Source organism: Agrobacterium sp. NPDC089420, assembly GCF_044900305.1.
GTDB lineage: Bacteria > Pseudomonadota > Alphaproteobacteria > Rhizobiales > Rhizobiaceae > Agrobacterium.
Map to the genome: position 1 here is coordinate 97,231 of NZ_JBJDMY010000003.1, position 19,204 is coordinate 116,434.

Annotated in this window: 15 protein-coding genes; 4 read left to right on the plus strand and 11 right to left on the minus strand. The window is 60.9% G+C overall.

What is annotated here, in order from left to right; all coding sequences use genetic code 11:
• Nucleotides 1-172: 172 nt before the first annotated feature.
• The 4 genes from ACI2KA_RS05300 (at nt 173) to ACI2KA_RS05315 (ending at nt 5,090) form a co-directional block, all read left to right on the plus strand.
• On the plus strand, nt 173-1,165 hold the full coding sequence (locus ACI2KA_RS05300) for an ABC transporter substrate-binding protein (protein WP_404499893.1): 993 nt from the start codon (nt 173-175) through the stop codon (nt 1,163-1,165).
• Between the two features lie 101 nt (nt 1,166-1,266).
• Nucleotides 1,267-2,364, plus strand: a complete 1,098-nt coding sequence (locus tag ACI2KA_RS05305; protein WP_404499895.1) for an ABC transporter ATP-binding protein — start codon at nt 1,267-1,269, stop codon at nt 2,362-2,364.
• Nucleotides 2,361-4,046: an ABC transporter permease gene (locus ACI2KA_RS05310; protein ID WP_404499897.1), complete on the plus strand. Its 1,686-nt coding sequence runs from the start codon at nt 2,361-2,363 to the stop codon at nt 4,044-4,046. Before ACI2KA_RS05305 ends, ACI2KA_RS05310 begins: the two co-directional genes overlap by 4 nt.
• A gap of 81 nt (nt 4,047-4,127) precedes the next feature.
• Nucleotides 4,128-5,090, plus strand: a complete 963-nt coding sequence (locus ACI2KA_RS05315; protein WP_404499899.1) for a hypothetical protein — start codon at nt 4,128-4,130, stop codon at nt 5,088-5,090.
• A 59-nt stretch (nt 5,091-5,149) separates the two neighbouring features.
• Here ACI2KA_RS05315 and ACI2KA_RS05320 read toward each other — a convergent pair whose 3' ends face one another.
• The 11 genes from ACI2KA_RS05320 to ACI2KA_RS05370 all read right to left on the minus strand — a co-directional run bounded on the left by ACI2KA_RS05320 (nt 5,150) and on the right by ACI2KA_RS05370 (nt 19,186).
• A complete protein-coding gene (locus ACI2KA_RS05320) occupies nt 5,150-7,894 on the minus strand; it encodes a LuxR C-terminal-related transcriptional regulator (RefSeq protein WP_404499900.1) in 2,745 nt (914 codons plus the stop codon).
• Between the two features lie 90 nt (nt 7,895-7,984).
• Nucleotides 7,985-9,073 carry a DUF917 domain-containing protein gene (locus ACI2KA_RS05325; protein ID WP_404499902.1) on the minus strand — a complete coding sequence of 363 codons (1,089 nt, stop codon included), beginning with the start codon at nt 9,071-9,073 and terminating at the stop codon, nt 7,985-7,987.
• A 1-nt stretch (nt 9,074) separates the two neighbouring features.
• A complete protein-coding gene (locus ACI2KA_RS05330) occupies nt 9,075-10,163 on the minus strand; it encodes a DUF917 domain-containing protein (protein ID WP_404499904.1) in 1,089 nt (362 codons plus the stop codon).
• 10 nt (nt 10,164-10,173) lie between these two features.
• A complete protein-coding gene (locus ACI2KA_RS05335) occupies nt 10,174-11,715 on the minus strand; it encodes a hydantoinase/oxoprolinase N-terminal domain-containing protein (protein ID WP_404499906.1) in 1,542 nt (513 codons plus the stop codon).
• Nucleotides 11,716-11,810: 95 nt separating this feature from the next.
• Nucleotides 11,811-12,869: an ABC transporter ATP-binding protein gene (locus ACI2KA_RS05340; protein ID WP_404499908.1), complete on the minus strand. Its 1,059-nt coding sequence runs from the start codon at nt 12,867-12,869 to the stop codon at nt 11,811-11,813.
• A gap of 85 nt (nt 12,870-12,954) precedes the next feature.
• On the minus strand, nt 12,955-14,058 hold the full coding sequence (locus tag ACI2KA_RS05345; RefSeq protein ID WP_404499910.1) for an ABC transporter substrate-binding protein: 1,104 nt from the start codon (nt 14,056-14,058) through the stop codon (nt 12,955-12,957).
• A gap of 64 nt (nt 14,059-14,122) precedes the next feature.
• Nucleotides 14,123-14,926, minus strand: coding sequence for an ABC transporter permease (locus tag ACI2KA_RS05350; protein ID WP_404499912.1), 804 nt, complete (start codon nt 14,924-14,926; stop codon nt 14,123-14,125).
• Nucleotides 14,926-15,864 (minus strand): ABC transporter permease, encoded by a 939-nt coding sequence (locus ACI2KA_RS05355; protein WP_404499914.1) that lies wholly within the window; start codon nt 15,862-15,864, stop codon nt 14,926-14,928. Before ACI2KA_RS05355 ends, ACI2KA_RS05350 begins: the two co-directional genes overlap by 1 nt.
• 16 nt (nt 15,865-15,880) lie before the next feature.
• On the minus strand, nt 15,881-16,654 hold the full coding sequence (locus ACI2KA_RS05360) for an aspartate/glutamate racemase family protein (protein ID WP_404499916.1): 774 nt from the start codon (nt 16,652-16,654) through the stop codon (nt 15,881-15,883).
• A 493-nt stretch (nt 16,655-17,147) separates the two neighbouring features.
• Complete coding sequence (locus ACI2KA_RS05365; RefSeq protein ID WP_404499918.1) at nt 17,148-17,846, minus strand: SDR family NAD(P)-dependent oxidoreductase; 699 nt, start codon at nt 17,844-17,846, stop codon at nt 17,148-17,150.
• 17 nt (nt 17,847-17,863) lie between these two features.
• A complete protein-coding gene (locus tag ACI2KA_RS05370; protein WP_404499920.1) occupies nt 17,864-19,186 on the minus strand; it encodes an NAD(P)/FAD-dependent oxidoreductase in 1,323 nt (440 codons plus the stop codon).
• Between the last annotated feature and the right edge of the window lie 18 nt (nt 19,187-19,204).

Here is a 19,204-nt window from a genome sequence, read left to right on the forward strand (position 1 = left end):
TCTGTTTTTTCAAACCGGTAATTTATTTTTGCATTCAAAATAAATTCCGGCTTGACTAATTAATTTACGTAAAGAAAATAAATTCCAGACAGCGGGTGGCGACAGGCAAAATCAAAAAGAAATCATGTCGCAGGGCTTGGTCTGTCAGGGAACAAAAAAACGGAGCCCCCTTATGCGTAAATCATGCACTATCTTTGCGCGCCTTTTTGCCGGCGCCACCTTCCTTGCCAGCGCGGCTTTGGCTCATGCCGAAGGGACTGTCGTGGTATATTCCGCCGCGCCGCAGCAGCTCATGGACGAGTTGCTGCCGTTGTTTGAAAAGAAAACCGGCACCAAGGTCGAGCTTGTCAAAGCCGGGTCCGGCGAGCTGATGAACCGCATCAAGGCCGAAAGCGGCAAGGCGGCGGGTGACGTGATCTGGAGCGTCGACGGAACGGTGATCGACTTTTCCGCTGATCTTTTCGAGCCATACAAGCCTGTCGAAGCGGCATCGATCAATCCGGCCTTTTCGCCGAGCGCGAACTGGGTGCCTTTCACGGCGGTCGTTACGGCCTTCATCGTCAACAAGCAGGCCCTGAAGGGCGCTCCCGTTCCCACATCCTGGGCCGATCTCGCAAAGCCGGATTATAAGGGCCTGATTTCATCGGCTCGCGCCGACCAGTCCGGTTCGGCCTATATTCAGATGGCGACGGTATTGCAGGATTTCGACAGCGAGGAGAAGGGCTGGGAAGTCTATAGCGGCATTCTTGGCAATTCTGTTCTTTCCACCTCTTCAGGCGCAGTGCCGCGTTTCGTCAATGACGGCGAACAGGCAGTCGGCATCACGCTGGAGGACGCCGCGCTGCGCTACAAGCTCGGCAGCGCGCCGGTCGAAATCGTTTATCCGAAAGAGGGTACGGCCATCGCGCCAGACGGCATGGCGCTCGTCAAGGGGGCACCCAATGCGGACAACGGCAAGGCCTTCATCGATTTCATCGTTTCCAAGGAAGCGCAGGAAGTCGTGGTGAAGGCAGGCCGCCGCTCGGTTCGAACCGATGTCCCGGCCAATGCCGCACTCGTTCCGCTGTCCGATGTTCCAGACGCGAAATACGACTTCAAATGGGCTGCGGACAACCGCGCGCGCCTGATGGAAAAATGGAACGAGATATTGCTCGACGTCCAGTAACAAATTGCCGGGGACGGCGCGAAGGCGACCGTCCCCTTTACCCCATTCACAATTCGCTTTTCGTTTCGTCCAACGTGGTCCCGGGCCGCGCAGGATCTGTCATGGAGCAACACATGGCCGCCGTGGAAATTACCAGCATCAAGAAAAGTTACCGGGAGGTCGTCGCCCTCTCCGACATCAATATCTCCATCCCATCGGGCTCGTTTTTTACGCTTCTCGGTCCGAGCGGATGCGGCAAGACGACCCTCTTGCGCACGATTGCCGGATTTCACCAGCAGGACAGCGGCAGCATCAGTATCGAAAGACAGGCGATCGAACATGTGCCCGCCCACAAGCGCGATGTTGGCATGGTTTTTCAGGATTATGCGGTCTTCCCGCATATTTCCGTATTCGACAACATCGCCTTCGGGCTGAAGCAGCGCAAGGCGTCCTCCGCAGAGATTCGCGAACGTGTCGGCAAGATCCTCGACATCGTGCAGCTGACACCCTATGCCAAGCGCATGCCGCACGAATTATCCGGCGGTCAACAGCAGCGTGTCGGTCTGGCGCGTGCGCTCGTCATCAATCCGAAAGTGCTGCTGATGGACGAGCCGCTATCCAACCTGGATGCGAAACTGCGCGTGGATCTGCGGCGCGAGCTGCGTGAAATTCAGCAGGCCATGAACATTACCACCGTCTACGTGACGCATGATCAGGAGGAGGCGCTTGCCATGTCCGATCTGGTCTGCGTGATGTATGGCGGGGTAATCCAGCAGGCGGCAGCGCCCTGGGAAGTTTATAACAACCCCGCCAACCGTTTCGTTGCCTCCTTCGTGGGGGCAAACAATTTCCTGACACTTGACCGTTCGGGCGGCCAAACATCCATTTCCGGCCATGCGGTGGCATTGCCGCAGCTTGATGCCATTGCGCCGGAAAGAACCGTTATCGCCGCCATCCGGCCAGAGGTGGTCGCCGTTGGCCCGCGCGCGGCGGATGGCGAAGACCGCATCGAATTGCCTGTCACCATAAGGCAGGTCAGCTTCACCGGCCGCGAGATGAACGTTGCCGCGATACTGCCGTCGGGCGAGGAAATCGAGGCGATCACCAAGCCATCGGCGGACATCATCGCCCTTCAGCCTGACCAGAAAACCGTTTTTTCCTGGCGTGCGGGTGATACGCAGCTGTTCGGTGAAGGCGTCACCGGGGAGCGCCTGTCATGACGGATGCGACCGCAACTGCGACCTCAGGCGGTTTCCGCCTGAAATTGCCGGGTTTCTGGACCAGCGTAACGGCGTTCGCCGTTGTCATATTGGCAATCTTTTTGATCCTGCCGATTTTCAGTGTTTTTTTCATCAGTTTCTTCGACGCCAAGACGGGGGCTTTTGGTCTTGGCAACTATGTTCAGGTGCTGACGCGGCGCTTCTACACCGTGGCATTGTGGAATACGCTCGTCATCGGCGTGCTCGGCATGTTGGGGGCCTGTCTTCTCGGAATTCCGCTTGCCTTCTGCACCTCGCGTTACCGTATCAAGGGGCGCACCTTCATCGCTACCTTCGCCGTGCTGGTTCTCTGCGCGCCGCCCTTCATCGGCGCCTATGCCTGGATCATGTTGTTTGGCGCCAACGGGGCGGTCACCAATCTGCTGTCCTTTGCCGGCATTTCGTTGCCGACCATTTACGGGATACCCGGCATCGTGATGGTCTTCAGCCTGAAATTCTTCCCGTATATCTTCCTGATGACGGAAAACGCGCTGAATACCATCAACAAGTCCTATGAGGATGCAGCGGAAAACCTCGGCTGCACGGCATTCGAGCGTTTCCGCAAGATAACCCTGCCGCTGGTCTTTCCGGCCGTCAGCACCGGTGCGATCATCTGCTTCGTCTTGTCCATCGCAGATTTCGGAACGCCGGCGATTCTCGGCAAGGGCATCAGGACGCTGTCGACCATCGCCTATGCCCAATATACCTCGGAAATGGCCGGTACGCCGACCATGGCGGTCACGATCTCGATGGTGATGATCGCCATTTCCATGGCTGCGCTGCTGCTGCAAAGACGTATTCTCGCCCGCCGCCGTTATGCCAGTTCATTGACGAACCGGCCGGTGAAGCGATCCATGCGCCCGCTGAAGTCGTTCATCGTGCACGGTTTCTGCTATCTGGTGGTGTTTGTCGCCATGCTGCCGTCGCTTACGGTCATCTATACATCGTTCCTCGCAACCAGCGGTCCCGTCTTCACGGGCGGCTTCGGTTTGGACAGTTATGCCCGCATTCTTCGCGATTCTCCGCAGGCGATCGCCAACAGCTTCACCTTTGCGATTGCCGCCGTTGTGTTGATCGCCATCGTTTCCGGTCTGCTGTCTTTCATCGTGGTGAGGCGCGACAATGCGATATCGGGTTCGCTGGATCTCCTGCTGATGGTGCCCTATCTGATACCCGGCGTCGTCATGGCGATTGGTTACGTCACGACGTTCCGCTATCCGCCTTTTGATATCACCGGCACGGCGCTCATCATCATCCTGCTGGTGTTCATCCGCCGCCTGCCTTACGGCGTCCGCTCCACGACCTCGATCCTCCGGCAGATCAAACCTTCTATCGAGGAGGCCGCAGTCAATCTCGGTGCCTCGCCGGCGAAGACCTTCATATCGGTGACGGTGCCTTTGATGTTGCCGGGTCTCATCATCGGTTCGCTGATGAGCTTCATCACCGCCATCAACGAATTGTCCTCGACGCTGATCCTCTATACGGCGCGGACGATCACGATGCCCGTCCTGATCTATATCCAGGTGATCGACGGCGAGTTCGGCACGGCGGCGGCTCTCTCCACCCTGCTTCTCGTCAGTACCGGGCTTTGCGTCTTCGTCGTCTTCCGGCTGTCGGAGGACAAGGAAGCCTCTTTCGTCTGAACCCGAACAATATCATTCAAAACTGCAGCAGCGGCGACTTGTATGTCGCCGCCAGCCTCCCTCTGCAAGGACACCAGAAAGATGAATATCGCGAGCTTTTCGCAATCGAAATACAAGAACGCCGCAATGCCGGGGGACGATGTGGCGCTTCTCATTCCCGGGCGGGTTCTGGCCGTTTTCGACGGCGCGACCGATCCGACCGGCGCAAGCTACAATGGGCTGAGTTCCGGCCGCATTGCCGCCCTTGCCGCCGCCAGGGCCGTGGCCGAGATGAGCCTTGACGGCACGCTGGAAACACTCGCCGCGCCCGCGCTCTTTCAGAATATCAGCGATATTCTGAAAAACGAGGCGCGGCGCATCAATGCCAGCCATCCGCCATCGACGACATTGGCGATCGTGGCGGATATGGGCGACAGCTTTCGTCTGCTGCTGGCCGGCGATTCCGGCATCAGGATCAACGGCGCCCGCCTGTTGCAGCACACAAAGCTGATCGACATGGTGAGTACTTCGGCGCGCATCTTCGTGTTCAAGCAGATTTTCGCGGCCACCGGCGATGGTGACGAGGCTGAAGCGCGCACCCGTGCGACGATCTTCTCGGGCCTGCGTTCCGCTGTCGAAAACGGTGTCATGACGGCGCAGGATGCGGATGATGTTGTCATCGCCGCCGCCGCTATGAGCGGTCTTCAGAACCACATGGAAGCGGTCGAGGAATTCCTGATGGGTGGTATCCGTGTTCAGCCGCAATTCGCAAACAGGCGGGGCCACGTCCTGGGTTACGCATCGATCAATGGCGGAAGGGTCATCGATGAAGGGACCGTGGATCTGCGCATTTCCAAGCAGGAACTCTCAAGCCTTGAAATTTTCACCGACGGTTACCTGTCCCTGCCGGTGGGAACGGATATCCCGGCCTGGGAAGCCGAGTTCGCGCGTGTCGAGGCGGCGGATTTTCACAAGCTGCAGGATTATCCATCCGTTAAAGGGTCGACAACGGCGGAGTTCAGTGATGACAGGACCGTTGTTTGCCTGAACATGGCCCAGGGGTAGTCCGGTTTTCGGAACCTTGCTTCGTTGGCGCCGGCAATCTTCGGGCGTCGATGTCGGCGCTACTCGCGGTCGGTCAGCTTGAGATGTTTGCTGACGGAAACGGCCATGCCACGCCGGCTGACGCCAAGCTTCGCATAGATGTTTTTCAGGTGGAATTTTACGGTTGCTTCGGAAAGGCCAAGATCGCGGGCCATTTCCTTGTTGCTGCGGCCTTCGGAAAGAAGTTTCAGAACGGTGGTTTCCCGGCCGCTCAGTAGTCCGGCAGCGTGGGCTGCGCCATCATCGCTGCTGCCCGGCGACGGCATCGTGCGCGGCTGACGGCCGAGACCGTGTCCGACGATACGGCTCATGAATTCCACGGCGTCCGGGCTGAATACCTTCAGGCCGAAACGGCGCACGATGGCGCGCAAGGTGGTGGCCAGATCGTGTCCCTCGTCGGTAAAGAGTTGCGTCGCTTCGTGAGCGCGGGCAAGCGCGATGGCCGACTGCAGATAGGCGAAGGCCTGCTGTTGCCGTCCTGCTTTCCATGACGCCTGCACCGCCAGGATTTCCGCCAGCATGCGGTGATAGGCCCGACCGGACGCCTTGGCGGAAAGGATCAGGGTTTCGAGTGTTTGCAACGCCTGTGGCGCCTGTGCCTGTACGAGCGCCAGCCGGGCGGTTGCGATGTCGAAATCATAGGCTTCCCGCCAGGTCCAGTTATCCGGGCCGCCCGCCTGCTTCAATATTTCCACCCGTTCCATCGCCTGCGTCGCCGACTCGATCATGCCGGCCCTGACGAGCAGATCGACACGCATGATCGCAGCCGCTGTCTTCAGGCGCGGCAGGTTACGCTCCACCGCCACTTCCTCGGCCTTGTCGATTGCGGCGGCGGCGGCATCGAAGCCTGCGACCTGAAGACGGCTGCGTGCGAGCAGCCAGAACAGCCGCATGAACAGGTCGACCCAGCTTTCACCGCGTATCAGCGGCTCCACGCATTCCGTCAGCGTCTGCTCGACATGAAGCACCTCACCTTGCTGATAAAGCACATCGGCAGCGGCAAGGCGCACGATGGCGAGCAGGTTCCTGTCCGTCCAGTGCACCCGTTCCACCAGTTCCTCGGCCTCCCGGCAAAATTGCAGGGCGGCGGAAAATTCACCGGTCAGCGTGCTGACGAGGCCGAGATGGATGAGCATGAAGACCTGGGCATAGGGCGTTTTTTCCTCGCGATAATATCCGAGCGCCTTCAGCGCCGCCCGCCTTGCCGCCTCCAGGTCGCCGGTCCGGGTATAGATGATGCAGAGGTGGTTGTAGAGCCAGGCCAGTTCCCAAGTGGCGTGCGGCGGCAGGGCGGCGGCGGCCCGTTCCAGCCGTTCCACCTCGGCTGCGGTCATGCGGCGGTCTTCGTAAACATCGATCAGGCTGTCGATATGGTCGAGGACGCTGCGGTCGACGGCGGCGAGCGCGGCAGCCGACCATTCGCCGTTAGCCTTGAGAATATCGAGCCGCTCGCGCCCGGCGGCCGCATTTCCACGCTTGGAAAGCACGACGGCATAACAGACCATCAGGCCGGGTGAGGCATGCAGGATTTCCGGCGGAAAATTATCGATCAGATGCTCCAGCACCTGATGTCCGGCCCGCAGGAAAATATCGACGCCGCCGGCCTTGCCGATGATTTCTTCCGCCATACGGAAATCACCGCTCTGCGCCGCGTGAGAAACGGCGCGCTCCAGATGGGCGCGGGTTGCAAACCAGATGGCGGCCTGGCGATGAAGCGCCTTTTTTTCCGTCTCCGAAACGAAGGCGGTGTCCCTTTCGAGGCAGGTGCGAAGCACGGGATGCAGCGACAGCCAGCCGTTCGGTCCGTTCTCTATAACCGGATGCATGGCCTCGAGCATGGCCAGATCGTCTTCGGGCAGGACAGGCAAACCAAGATCGGATGCCAGATCGAGGCGAAATTCCGAAAAAGGCGATAATTGCCGCAGCAAGGTCAAAAGTGCGGGGGAAAGCCGGTTGATGACGGTTTCGCGAACGTAATCGGTCAGATCGGTATGGGTGCCGGCGAGCAGCAGGCGGCGTTCTTCTTCCGTGGGGCCGCCGGTGACGATACCGGCGGCAAGCTGCGCCAGAGCGGGCCAGCCGCGGGTAATCTCCATCAGGGGATCGACGAGCGCCGACATCGCGCCGCGGGCCAGAAGCCGCCGCAGGTCGGACCGCCCGAATTCGAGTTCGCGCGCCGTCACTTCCGTCAGCACCCCGCGTGCCTTCAGCCGGGCAAGCGGCAATTGTGCGGGAGAGCAGGAGGAACAGGCGATGCGAAGCGTATCGGGCGCGGAAAGGATGAGCTGTTCCATAAGCCGGTATCGGCCGCCGGTATCGATTTCATCGATCGTGTCGATAAAAAGAATGGTCAGCCCATCCCGCTGCGCCACGGTGTCCATGGCATCGATCAGGGCATCCTGCGCGTCCGCCATCGCCGCAAGACCAAGCGACTGACGCAAGTCGCCGACGAAACGTTCAGGCGAGGCAATGCCTGAAGCATTTAGCCAGGAGCAGTGGGAAACCGCCGTATCGCGCATGCCGGGCAGCGTGAGCGTGCCGTCCACCAGACGCTCATAGGCCGCTTTCATTAGCGCGGTCTTGCCGAAACCGGGCGGGGCGCGAAGGACGACGATCTGTCTTGCGAGCCCTGCGGCCAGCTTGGAAAGCAGATAAGGCCTCTCAATGCCTGAAAAAAGCATGCGCGGCGGGCTGAAGCGCAGCCCGGCGCCGGTAAAGGTTCTTACGGCATGCGGCGGCTTTTCACGCAGGGCACGGCTCGGCATCGGTCCTCTTTCGTCACTGCACGACCTGCCCCTGCCGGAAAGATGTCCGGCAGGGGCAGGGCATTATCAGTGCCCGATGCCGGGCGTTCGTCAAGAGCCGAGTGGCCGGTAGGCTTGCGACAGGCCGAAGGCGGCGGGACCGAAGACGGCAAGTGCTTCCGGCGTGCGCATGATGGGCGGCACCCTGACGGCCAGCACGTTGACCCGCTGCCCATAACGCAGCCTCTCGGTGGTGATGGCTTCGGCCGTGTCGATATCGAGCACGGTGATGAGATCGGGAACGATCGCCAGCACGCGGCCGCCTTCCTCCTCGGCCACGAGATTTTCGTTCTGGATGCGGATTTTGACCTTCGGCTTCGAGGTGTCGAAGGGTTCGATGGTTGCGATGCCCACCGACCAGCCGTTTTCCTCCTTGCGGGCGACATCGCAGACTTTGCCGGAGGTGATGATTTCGGCGTGGCCATAATGCGTGCCCGCAAAAAAATCGACAAGCGCCCGGACCGGATCGAGATGCCCGGCGGCCGCCTCGCGCAGGGTCCGGCCGATGCCAATCGCGAGCGACATGGTAGCCGGCACCGACACACGTTTTGCCGTTGCGCCATCCATGCCGTAATTGACGATATAGGCTTGGCCGCCCATGCGGATGGTCACGCCGCGGGCCAGCCACTCGGCCTTTGCAGCATCTTCCGTTTCGATCAGCACGCGGTTGCCGCGTTCGTCGGCCACCGCAACCGGACTGGCCGGCACGCCGTAGACGTTGAAGGTTTCCATTTCGAGCTGCGGGAAGGCGCGACCCATGCCGTCGGCATCGATGACCGGCACGCGCTTCTTTGCCGCAAGCACGATCGGGATCATGGAATTGATGCCGCCCGCCTCGAAGGGAATGATGGCGCCGACATCGATACCGGTGTGATCCTCATAGGTCTCAAGCGCAAGGTCGCCCTCTTCGCCGGAGGGGATTTTTTCGATGAGGATGGTGGGCGCCCCCATCGCGCCGCAGGCCGCCACGGCTGTGCCATCGGGCACCGCGTCAAGCGCGATCAGATCGACCGGGCCATATTTTTCGATGGCGGCCTTGGCCAGAAGCTTGCCGATATAGGGATCGCCGCCACCGCCGGTGCCGAGAACGGCGGCACCCACGGCCAGATCGTCAATATCCTGCTCCGTTATGATTGCCATGTCAGTCGATCTCCTCAATCGAGGTAAAGGGTTCCTTCAGGCCGAAGCAGGCCGGGCCGAAGACGTTCAGGGCTTCCGGCGTGCGCATGATTTCGGGCACGGAGACGGCGACGACGGTGACACGCTGGCCGTAGCGCAGGTTTTCGCTGGTAATGGGCTCGGCGGTTTCCGTGTTCATGATCGAGATCAGGTCCGGCACGATGGCTTTTACCCTGCCATCCTGCCTGGCGATCAGGTTCTCGTTCTGGATTTCGATCTCCATCTGGGAGGCGAATGGCACAACGGCTTCTATGCGGGCACGGCCCATGGTGAAACCGGCTTTGGTTTCACGCATCACATCAACGATCTTTCCCTGAAAGATGACGCGGCCATAACGGTAAAGCGTGGACGGCAGGAAACCCAGCAGCGCCTCGATGGGATTGATGTGGTCCTCCTGCGCCTTGCGCAACACCTTGCCGATGTGGATCGCCAGTGTCAGCGTATTGGGAATTGCCGTGCGCTTCACCTCCGCGCCGCTCATGGCATATTCCGCAATATAGGCGCAGCCGCCCATGCGAATGGCGACGGCGCGGGAGAGCCATTCCATCTGGCGGTTATCGACGGCTTCGATCAGCGCGCAATCGCCCCATTCGTTGCTGACCGCCATGGGCGAGCCGGATATGCCGTAAACGCCGAAGGTTTCCATTTCGAGAAACGGAAAGGCGCGGCCCATGCCGTCCGCATCGACGATGGGCAGACCAAGCCGGGCGCCGACGACCAGCGGAATGGTGGAATTGATGCCCCCGATTTCTATGGGCATGGTGTAACCGGCCTTTTTACCGAGGCGTTTTTCGAGACGGCGTAGCGAGAAAATGGCTTCGTCGCCGGAGGGGATTTTCTCCACCAGCACGGTCGGCGCCCCCATCATGGCTGTCGGGATGACGAGACTGTCGTCGGGCAATTCCGTGGGGTCGATGAGCTCGACCTCGCAGCCTTCGTCCAGGCATTGCTGTACCATCATGCGCCCGACATAGGGGTCGCCGCCGCCGCCGGTTCCCAGAAAGGCCGCACCGACGGCAAGATCGGCAAGATGTTCGCGTGTGAGTTTCATCGCCATGTCCTCAACCGATCACCAGATCGCCGACCGCCTTCACGCGGATGCGGGTGGCGCTGCCGGGCAGATAGGCAAGCGGTACTTCTTCGATATCCATGATCTTGACGGAGGCTGCTGCTGCCCCCGCCTTCACCGCGCGTTCGGTGGCTTCTGCCTTTGCGCTCGCCAGAACGGCGTCACGCGAGGTGCCTTCCAGCGAGAAGATGCGATCCACCTCGCCGCCTACCTGCGCTATCGCCGCGCCGATGGCGTTGGCGACGGAGGCGTTTTCGGGTCTCAGGACCCTCGATGCTGAAGGAAGGTCGCGCGATACCAGAATGGAGCCGCCGCCCACCAGAATGACGGGAAGCGGATCGGCGCTCGTCTTCATGCGGTCCACGGCCTCGTCCACCATGCGGTGCATGGTGTCGAGCGCGGTGTCGATGGTTTTTGCGGGAATATGGGCAACACGGGAGCGGTCGCCAATATCCTCCAGCCCGGCCGCCACCACTATATCCGTCGTGGTCAGCGTATCGCCACCGAAAACCAGCGCCTTGCTGGTGATCTCGTAACCGACGGAATCGGGACCGATGCGTGCACCCTCGTCACGCACCAGCGAGCCGCCGCCGAGCCCGATGGCGAGCACGTCCGGCATGCGGAAATTGGTGCGCACGCCGCCGATATCGACGGCAACCGCCGATTCTCTGGGAAAGCCGTGCACGAGCATGCCGACATCCGATGTCGTGCCGCCAATATCCACCACCATGGCCTCCTTGACGCCGGCCAGCATGGCCGCGCCGCGCATCGAGTTGGTCGGCCCGGACGCGAAGGTGAGAACGGGATAACGCTCCACATAGTCGGGCGACATGAGCGTTCCGTCGTTCTGGCTGATGAAGAAGGGCGCCTTGATGTCGAGTTCCTTCAGCGCATTGCGGAAGGAGGAAACGACCTTGCGCGAAAGTTCCGCCAGCGAGGCATTCATGATCGAGGCGTTTTCGCGCTCGAGAAAACCCACCCTGCCGATCTCGTGGCTGAGCGAGATGGCGATGTCGGGGACTGCATCGCGCAGGATTTCGGCGGCGCGCAGTTCCATTTCCGGCGTCACCGGCGAAAAAACCGAGGTGATCGCCGCGGTTTTCAGGCCGCGTTCGCGCACGGTGGCGGCAACCTCCATCAGACCTTTCTCGTCCAGGGGCGCGATGGTGCGGCCGTCGAATTCATGCCCGCCGCGCAGCATGAAGGTGTGGCGGCCGAGCGTGTCGGCAAGGTCCCTCGGCCAGTCGGTCAGCGGCGGCAACCCCTTGGTGGCCGGCAGGCCGAGACGGATGGCGGCAACTTCCAGCAGGCGCTTGCGCTCCACCACGGCGTTGGTGAAATGGGTCGTGCCGATCATCACCGCCTGAATTTGCGACACGGACACGCCGGTCATGCCCAGAAGCTTGTTCAGCACGGCCACGATGCCCGAGCCGACATCGGCCGTTGTCGGGCTTTTGCACGCGCCGATGACCGCTGCCCCATCCATAAGGGCGGCGTCGGTATTCGTACCACCCACATCAATGCCAATACGCATGTCTTTCTCCTGTCGATAGGCAAGGGAAGGGCGCCTGCGCGGATAGTCGCCGCACATTGCATCCGTTCCCGATTTTCTGGTTCCGGTGCCGGGCTTCAGGCCACCAGCACTTCGGATCGTTCCGGGTCCCAGGTCAGGCCGACCGATTGTCCGGGCGAGAGCTTGGCGAGATGGGACTGGTTTTGCCGTTCGGCGACGATATCCTGCCCGCCCACCGAAAGATGGTAGCGGACCAGGGCGCCCTGATAGGTTTCCGAAACGACGGTTGCCGCAAGGCCGGTGCCGGCCTCGCCGATGATGATGTTTTCCGGCCTGACCACCAGCTTGACGGCCTTGCCTTCGGAAAAATTGTCGGACGGAAGACGCGTCAGCGCCGTGCTGTCACCGAAGCGGACCGCGAGCCTTTCGCCGTCGCGGCCCTTGACGGTGGCATCGATGACGTTGGACTGACCGATGAAGGTGGTGACGAAAAGCGTCTTCGGCCTTTCATAGATTTCCTGCGGCGTGCCCACCTGTTCAACTTTGGCTTTCTGCATCACGCCGATGCGGTCGGACATGGTAAGCGCCTCGTCCTGATCGTGGGTCACGTAAACGGTGGTGATGCCGAGTTTCTTCTGCAGGTCCTTGATCCAGTATTTCATCTCCTCCCTCAGCGATTTGTCGAGCGCCGAAAGCGGTTCATCCAAAAGCAGGATGCGCGGTTCGGTGACCAGCACGCGGGCAAGCGCCACACGCTGCTGCTCGCCGCCGGAGAGCTGGCGCTGATAACGGTCCTCGTATCCGGCAAGCCCCACCTGACGTAAGGCGAAGGCGACGGAGCTGTCGATTTCCTCCCTGGATTTCTTTCGCAGCTTCAGGCCGAAGGCGATGTTCTCCGCCACGTTCATATGCGGAAAAATCGCATAATTCTGGAAGACGATACCGATGTCGCGCTTTTCCGGCGGCAGGTGGGTCACGTCATCCGATCCGATCCGGATCTGCCCCGATGTCGGGCGGATGAAGCCGGCGATCATGCGCAATGTCGTGGACTTGCCGCAGCCGGAAGGTCCGAGCAGCGAGAAGAACTCGCCCTGCTCTATGTGCAGATCGATGCCCGCCACCGCGACATTGTCGCCATATGATTTGACGAGGCTTTTCAGTTGAATGTCCGACATCGTCTTCCGTTGTCCTTTCCCTCTGGGGCGTGGCCGGCGCCGGCTACGCTGTTTTGCGGGCGCCGCCCTTCTTCCGCTGCGAAGGTCAGCCCGCAAAGATTTCGTTGACGGTCTCGACGATCTCGTCTTCGTTTTCGAGATAGGCCTTCCAGTCCGGTAGCCAGAAATCCTTGATGGCGTCGGCGCTGTTGACAATACCCGCCTTGACGAGATTATCCGGCAGCACGGCATTGGAGACGGTGGGACGCAGGTAGAATTCCATGCCCATATTGGTCATGAAGGACGGCTCAAGCGCGCGGTTGAGAAGCGCATAGGCCAGCTTCTTCTGGGTCGGTTCGGAATAGCGGCTGATCGTATAGGTCTGGGTGAGGATCGGCTGCAGTTCCTTCCAGTACATGACGGCGAAGGGAGCGCCCTTGTCGCGGGCCTGCATGGGTTCGGCGTCGCTCTGCACCGCGATGACCACCTCGCCGCGATCCATCAGCGTCTGCATGTTGCCGGTGAAATCCGAAATCTTGGCGGGCATCAATTCCTTCATCGCCTTGTAACCGGCGTCGAGATCATACTGATCCTTGCCGAAGAGCGAGCAGGCGACGAGGAAGAAGTCCATCTGCAGCGTGTTGGAGGTGATGTAGGTGCCGCGCTTGCCGGCGAATTCCGGCTTCCACATGTCCTTGAAGCTGGTGGGCGGCGGGGTAACGAGATCCGTGCGATAGGCATGCACATACTGGTTGAAAGCCCAGGTGACGCCGACACCGTTCGAGGTGGCAAAAGGCCAGAGATTTTTGCCATTCGGCAGGTTGGGAAGGATGTCTTCGATCGTGTGGAAGAAATCACCCGCACCCGCCGTCTTGAACATTTCCGGCAGGTTCCAGTTGGTGATGTCGAGCGGCGGTTTCTGCGGCCCGTTGGCGACGAATTTCGGAAACCACGGCCAGGTGGAATCATATTCGATCTTGCAGTTGAAGTCCTTGGCGAAGTCGGTCAGCAGATATTTGTGCACCAACTCGCCCCAGGGGCCGCCCCATTCCCCGATCCGCAGCACCGCCCCGCCGGCATCGAAAACCGAGCCGTCATAGGTCACGTCCTGCGAGAAGGCGTGGTTGATGTTGAAGAGCGGCAGGGTTGCCGCTGCAGCCCCCATCTTGAGGAGCCTGCGGCGGCCGGGATCGAATGTCATTCCTGTCATGTCCATGTTCCCCTTGTTTTTGAATCTATGGATACGGGTATTTCATTGAATGTCCGGCGGAGCCCTAGCCGCCGAAAATACGCTTCAGATTGATGAGCCTGGATGTCGCCACCATCGAAACGACGACGAGGAGGATGGCGAAGATGCCGGCCGCAGCCGCGGTGGGCTCGAAGGCGTAGCGCAGCGCCACATACATCGCCATCGGCAGCGTCTGCAGGTTTGGCGTCGAGAGAAACAGCGTTACCTCGAACTGGCCGAAGGAAATGATGAAGGCGAAGATCGTGCCCGCCGAAATGGCCGGCGAAATGATCTTCAGCGTCACGAGCCGAAAGGCGGTGAAGGGGGAAGCCCCGAGCGACCGCGCCGCCTCCTCCAGGCTGCGGTCGAAGCCGACGAGGGCGGCGGTGACCGTGGCGATGACAAAGGGGCAGGTGACGATGACGTGGCCGACGATCAGACCCGCCATGCTCCGCGCCAGCCCGATGCCCGTGGTGACGTAGAACACATAGAGCGCAAGGCCAAGTACGACGCCGGGCAAGACGATGGGCATCATGAAGAAGGCGCGCAAAGGTGCGGCAAGACGGCTGGAAGCGCGTGTCAGGAAAAGGGCCGCCATGGTGCCGAGCACCGTCGAAATCGCTGTCGAGATGCCGGCGACGAGGAAGGAAACGCCATAGGCCGAAAGGAAGGTCGGCGAGGTCAGGAAGGCGTAGACCCAGCGCAGGGAAAAACCCTGCGGCGGAAAGGTCAGGTAGTCGCCGGCATTCAGGCCGGACAGGATGACGATGATGACCGGCACCAGCAGGATGGTCAGCGTCAGTGCCGACAGAAGCCTGAAAACAAGCGGAATGGATGATTCCTCACGCATCAGCTGCGCCCTCCCGTGGTGCGCATGGCAGCGCGGTGATAGATGGCGATCGCCATCAGGCTGGTGACGAAGAGGACGACGGCGATTGCCGCGCCGAATTGCCAGCGCCCGGTTTCCGCCACCTGCTGGTAGATGTGGATCGGCATGACCATCACCTTCCAGCCGCCCATCAGTGCCGGCACCACATAGGATGAAATCGCGAGTGCGAAGACCAGCAGCGTGCCCGCCAGAATTCCCGGCATGGAAAGCGGCAGCACGATCGAGAAAAAGGCCCGGCTGCGGGAGGCTCCAAGCGATCTGGCCGCCTCTTCCAGCGCCGGATGGATGGATTTGATGATGCCGATCAGGGAAAGGATCATGAAGGGCAGCGTGATCTGCACCAGCCCGACCACGACGCCGAAGATGTTGTACATCAGCGGTAATGGCTGTGAAATGATGCCCATGCGGATGAGTGCGCCATTGATGAGGCCGTTATCGCCGAGGAGCACCATCAGCCCGTAAAGCCGGATGACCATGTCGAGCTGCATGGACGACAAGACGAGGATCATCAGCAGGGTGTTGCGGCCGGGATTGACCGTTTTGGCGATGACATAGGCCAGCGGATATCCAAGCACCAGGCAGACAAGCGCCACCACGGCGGCAATGCCAACGGATCGAAGAATGGCCTCGTAATAGATGGCGCGGGTGAAGATTCGTGCGAAATTGTCGAAGGTGATTGCGCTCGACAGGGTTATGACCCCCGCTACCGACTTGTTAAAGGCAAGGCCGAACAGCGAGGCAGTGGGCACGACGAAAAAGGCGATGAAAAAAATCAGTGCAGGCAGCAGGAGCAGCCAGAAGCCGAAACCCTCGCCAAAGCGTCTCTGAACCGACGAAACCCGAGCGATGGGCAGCCCCTTCACCTGTTTATCCGTTGTCGTCATTGCGGATACCGCCATGTCGCCCCATCTCCCATCATTCAGCCGCTTGCGGCAGCATGGCCCCGTGCAATGCGTCGTAACCGATCAGTTCCTTTTCCGGCGGCGCCGGATAGGTCGTCTTGCTTTGGGAAAGGCCGGCGCGGACGAGGCCAGCGGCAATGGAAACGGCTGTCGGGATGGGATCGACGACGGGAACGTCGATGCCCTCGGCGAGCAATCCCTCGCGCAGGCCGGCAGCGCATCCCATCAGGCCGGTGCAGCCGAAGATCAGGGCTTCCGCGCCGTCTTCCTCCACCGCCTTCTTGCCTTCCTCGACGAGACGGCGGGCGGTGGCGGCAAGATCTGCCTCAAGAGCGAGCACGGGAATGTCGACACTGCGCACCGAGGCCAGCTTGCCGGAAAGGCCGCAAAGGGCGGCGGTGTTTTCAAAGGATGGGATCAGGCGGCGCATGACGGTGATGACGGAAAATTTGTGTCCCAGCATGGAAGCAACATGCATGCCGGTTTGGCATGGCCCGAGAACGACCATGCCGGAAATCTCCCGGGCCGGGCGCAGGCCCGGATCGCCCATGCAATCAATGATGACGGCATCGACGCCGTCACGTTCGGCGCGGGCGATTTCGAGCAGGGTGCCGGGAACGGACATCGCCGCCTCGAACTCGCTTTCGATTGAGCCCGGCCCCGTGGTTATTTCGGCGTGGGACAGGCTGATGCCGGGATATTCCAGCGCCCGGAGATCCGACAGCTTGCGAAAGCCGCGTGTTACAATGGGGGATACGACACGAATATTGACGATGGTGTCACGCAATTTTCGATACCTCCTTGAAGCGCCGCAACGGCTTTACAGGCGGGCGGTGTCCGGGCCGCGAAAGTCGCTGTCCCGTGTCCTTGAGCGTCCGGGCGCTGCTTGTTCCGATGTCTTACGGTGCATCGGCTTGCCCTGTGGCGAAAGGGCTTTGGCGAATAGGGGCTTCGCTCTTTCGGATGGGTAGTATGGCTGGCTTGAGTGGACGATTACTATTCTTTTGGGTAGTAATTCGCGCATAAAACGCATGCATTTCTTGTGGTTGATTAAATATTAGACGTAAAATCTAAAAAAGGGGATTTTTTCCCAGGCCCTCGCAAAGATGCCGAGGCTCCCTCCGTTTTGGAACCCGCGCTATATCCGTTGCCCGCATTGCCGCTGATCGCGGTCACGATCGTTTGTGGCGCCGCCCCTGCAGGCGCTTTTCGGTATGGCTGCCGATTGCGTCGGACGGAGCGGTCGGCGGGCTATCTCTGTCCTTGAGGAGACCCGGTCTCTAGTAGCAGTCCTCGACCGACCAATGGACCGGAATATCGGCGATGCTGACCCGCGAGGGCAGGGAGAGCACGCTTCGCACGATTGCGGCAATGTCCTCGGGCTGCGTGAGCAGTGCGGGGTCGACGCCCGTCAATGTGCTTGACATGTCCGTCGCCACGAAGCTCGGGCAGATGGCGGTAGAGCGCACGCCGCTTTCCCGGCCGCATTGGCGCAGGGCGTGCGACAGCGCCGTAAGTGCGAATTTCGACATGCCGTACAGCCCCGAACCATCGGATTTGATCCGCTTTCCGGACAGGGAGGAGAGGATGACGATGCGCCCTGGCCCTTTTTCAAGATGCGGCCAGGCATATTGGCTGAGCCGCATCGGCGATTTGACGTTGACGGCGAAGATGGTGTCGAAATCATCATCGGTTGCCTCGAGCACGGATTTTTTGATCATCATGCCGGCATTCAGCACGAGAGCATCGATACGCCCGTATGTTGCCAGGGTTTGTGCGAACCAGGATCGTTCCGATGCCGGGTCAAGGGCGTCATAGCGGCAGTTGAGGACGTCCGGCCCGCTGAACGCAGAGGCAGCGGGGTTTCGCATGCCAAGGCTTGCGGCCCAGCCGGCATCCAGCATGGTTTGCGCCACCGCGGCACCGATGCCGCGTGACGCGCCGCTGATGACGACGACGGGTTTGCTGCTCTGGGGCATTGGCCGGCCCGTCATCGTCAAGCCGCGACGGCGAGTTTCGGGCGAAGCCGGGAAATGTTGAACGGTGCGGGGTCGACCAGCGTATCGCCCCCCATCACGATATCGGCCATCAGGCGCCCAGCGCCGGGGCCGATGCCGAAGCCATGGCCGGAAAAGCCGGAGGCGATGAAAAAGCCGGGAACGGAGGGGACGCTGCTGATGACGGGCACGGCATCGGGCGTCACATCCATCATGCCGGCCCATTCGCTGACCACGCGCGCCTCGGCAAAGGCGGGATAGGCGCGGGCGAGATTGGCAAGCACGGTGCGGTTGAACGACCGCGTCGGCACCGGGTCGAGCGTGCGGATGGTTTCGAATGCGGTTTTCTGATCGAGCTGCCAGCTTTTGGGCATCACCAGCTCATCGATGAAAGCCTTGCCGATCCTCAGCTTCAGTTCGCGCCACGTCTGCACGAAAGCGGGCATGTATTCCGTGAAAAGCCGGAAGCTGTCTGGCACGATGTTGGCGATATTGGCGTTGCGAAGCGCGACGGTGTAGTCGCCATCGAGCCTTTTTCTATAGGCGAAATCGCCGGCACCTACGGGCATGTCGGATATGCCCTCGATACCGGTGACGCGGGCCACCGTGCCCATCACTTTCAGCTGCGGGAAGTCGAGCCCCATATTGCCGGCGAAAAGCCGCGACCAGACGCCGCCGGCCAGCACCACCGATGAGCAGGCGATGCCGCCGCGTTCGGTGACAACCCCGGAAATCCGGCCGCTGCTGCGCTCGATGCCGCGCGCGGCGCATTGGGTGAGAATATGCGCGCCGGCGCGCCGTGCCGCCTTGGCCATGGCAACGGTTGCGATGGTCGGTTCCGCCCGTCCGTCGGAGGGCGTGTGAAGGCCGCCGATCACGCCGCCGGACGATCCGGGCAGCAATGCATCGACCTGCGCGCCCGTCAGCATTTCCGACTGAAGGCCAAAGGCCTTGCCCTTGTCGTACCACCCGCCCCACAGGTCGAGATCATGTCTGTTGTAGCAGAGATAGGTGATGCCGGTCCTGCGCCAGCCGGTTTCCTCCCCCGTCCTGGCATTCATCTCCGACCAGAGCCGGAGGCTTGCCATGGTGAGGGGGATTTCGGCCGGGTCGCGGCCCATCTGCCGTGTCCAGCCCCAGTTGCGCGCCGACTGCTCGCCCGCAATCACGCCTTTTTCGACCACGGCGACCGAAACGCCGCGTTCGGCCAGCGTCAAGGCGGTGTTGATGCCGATGATACCGCCGCCGATGACGACGACATCGACTTTTTCGGGAAGGTCCCTATCGCCTTCGAAGGGTGAAAGGGGAATGGAGAGGGGCATGGTTCTAACCTCTGGCGT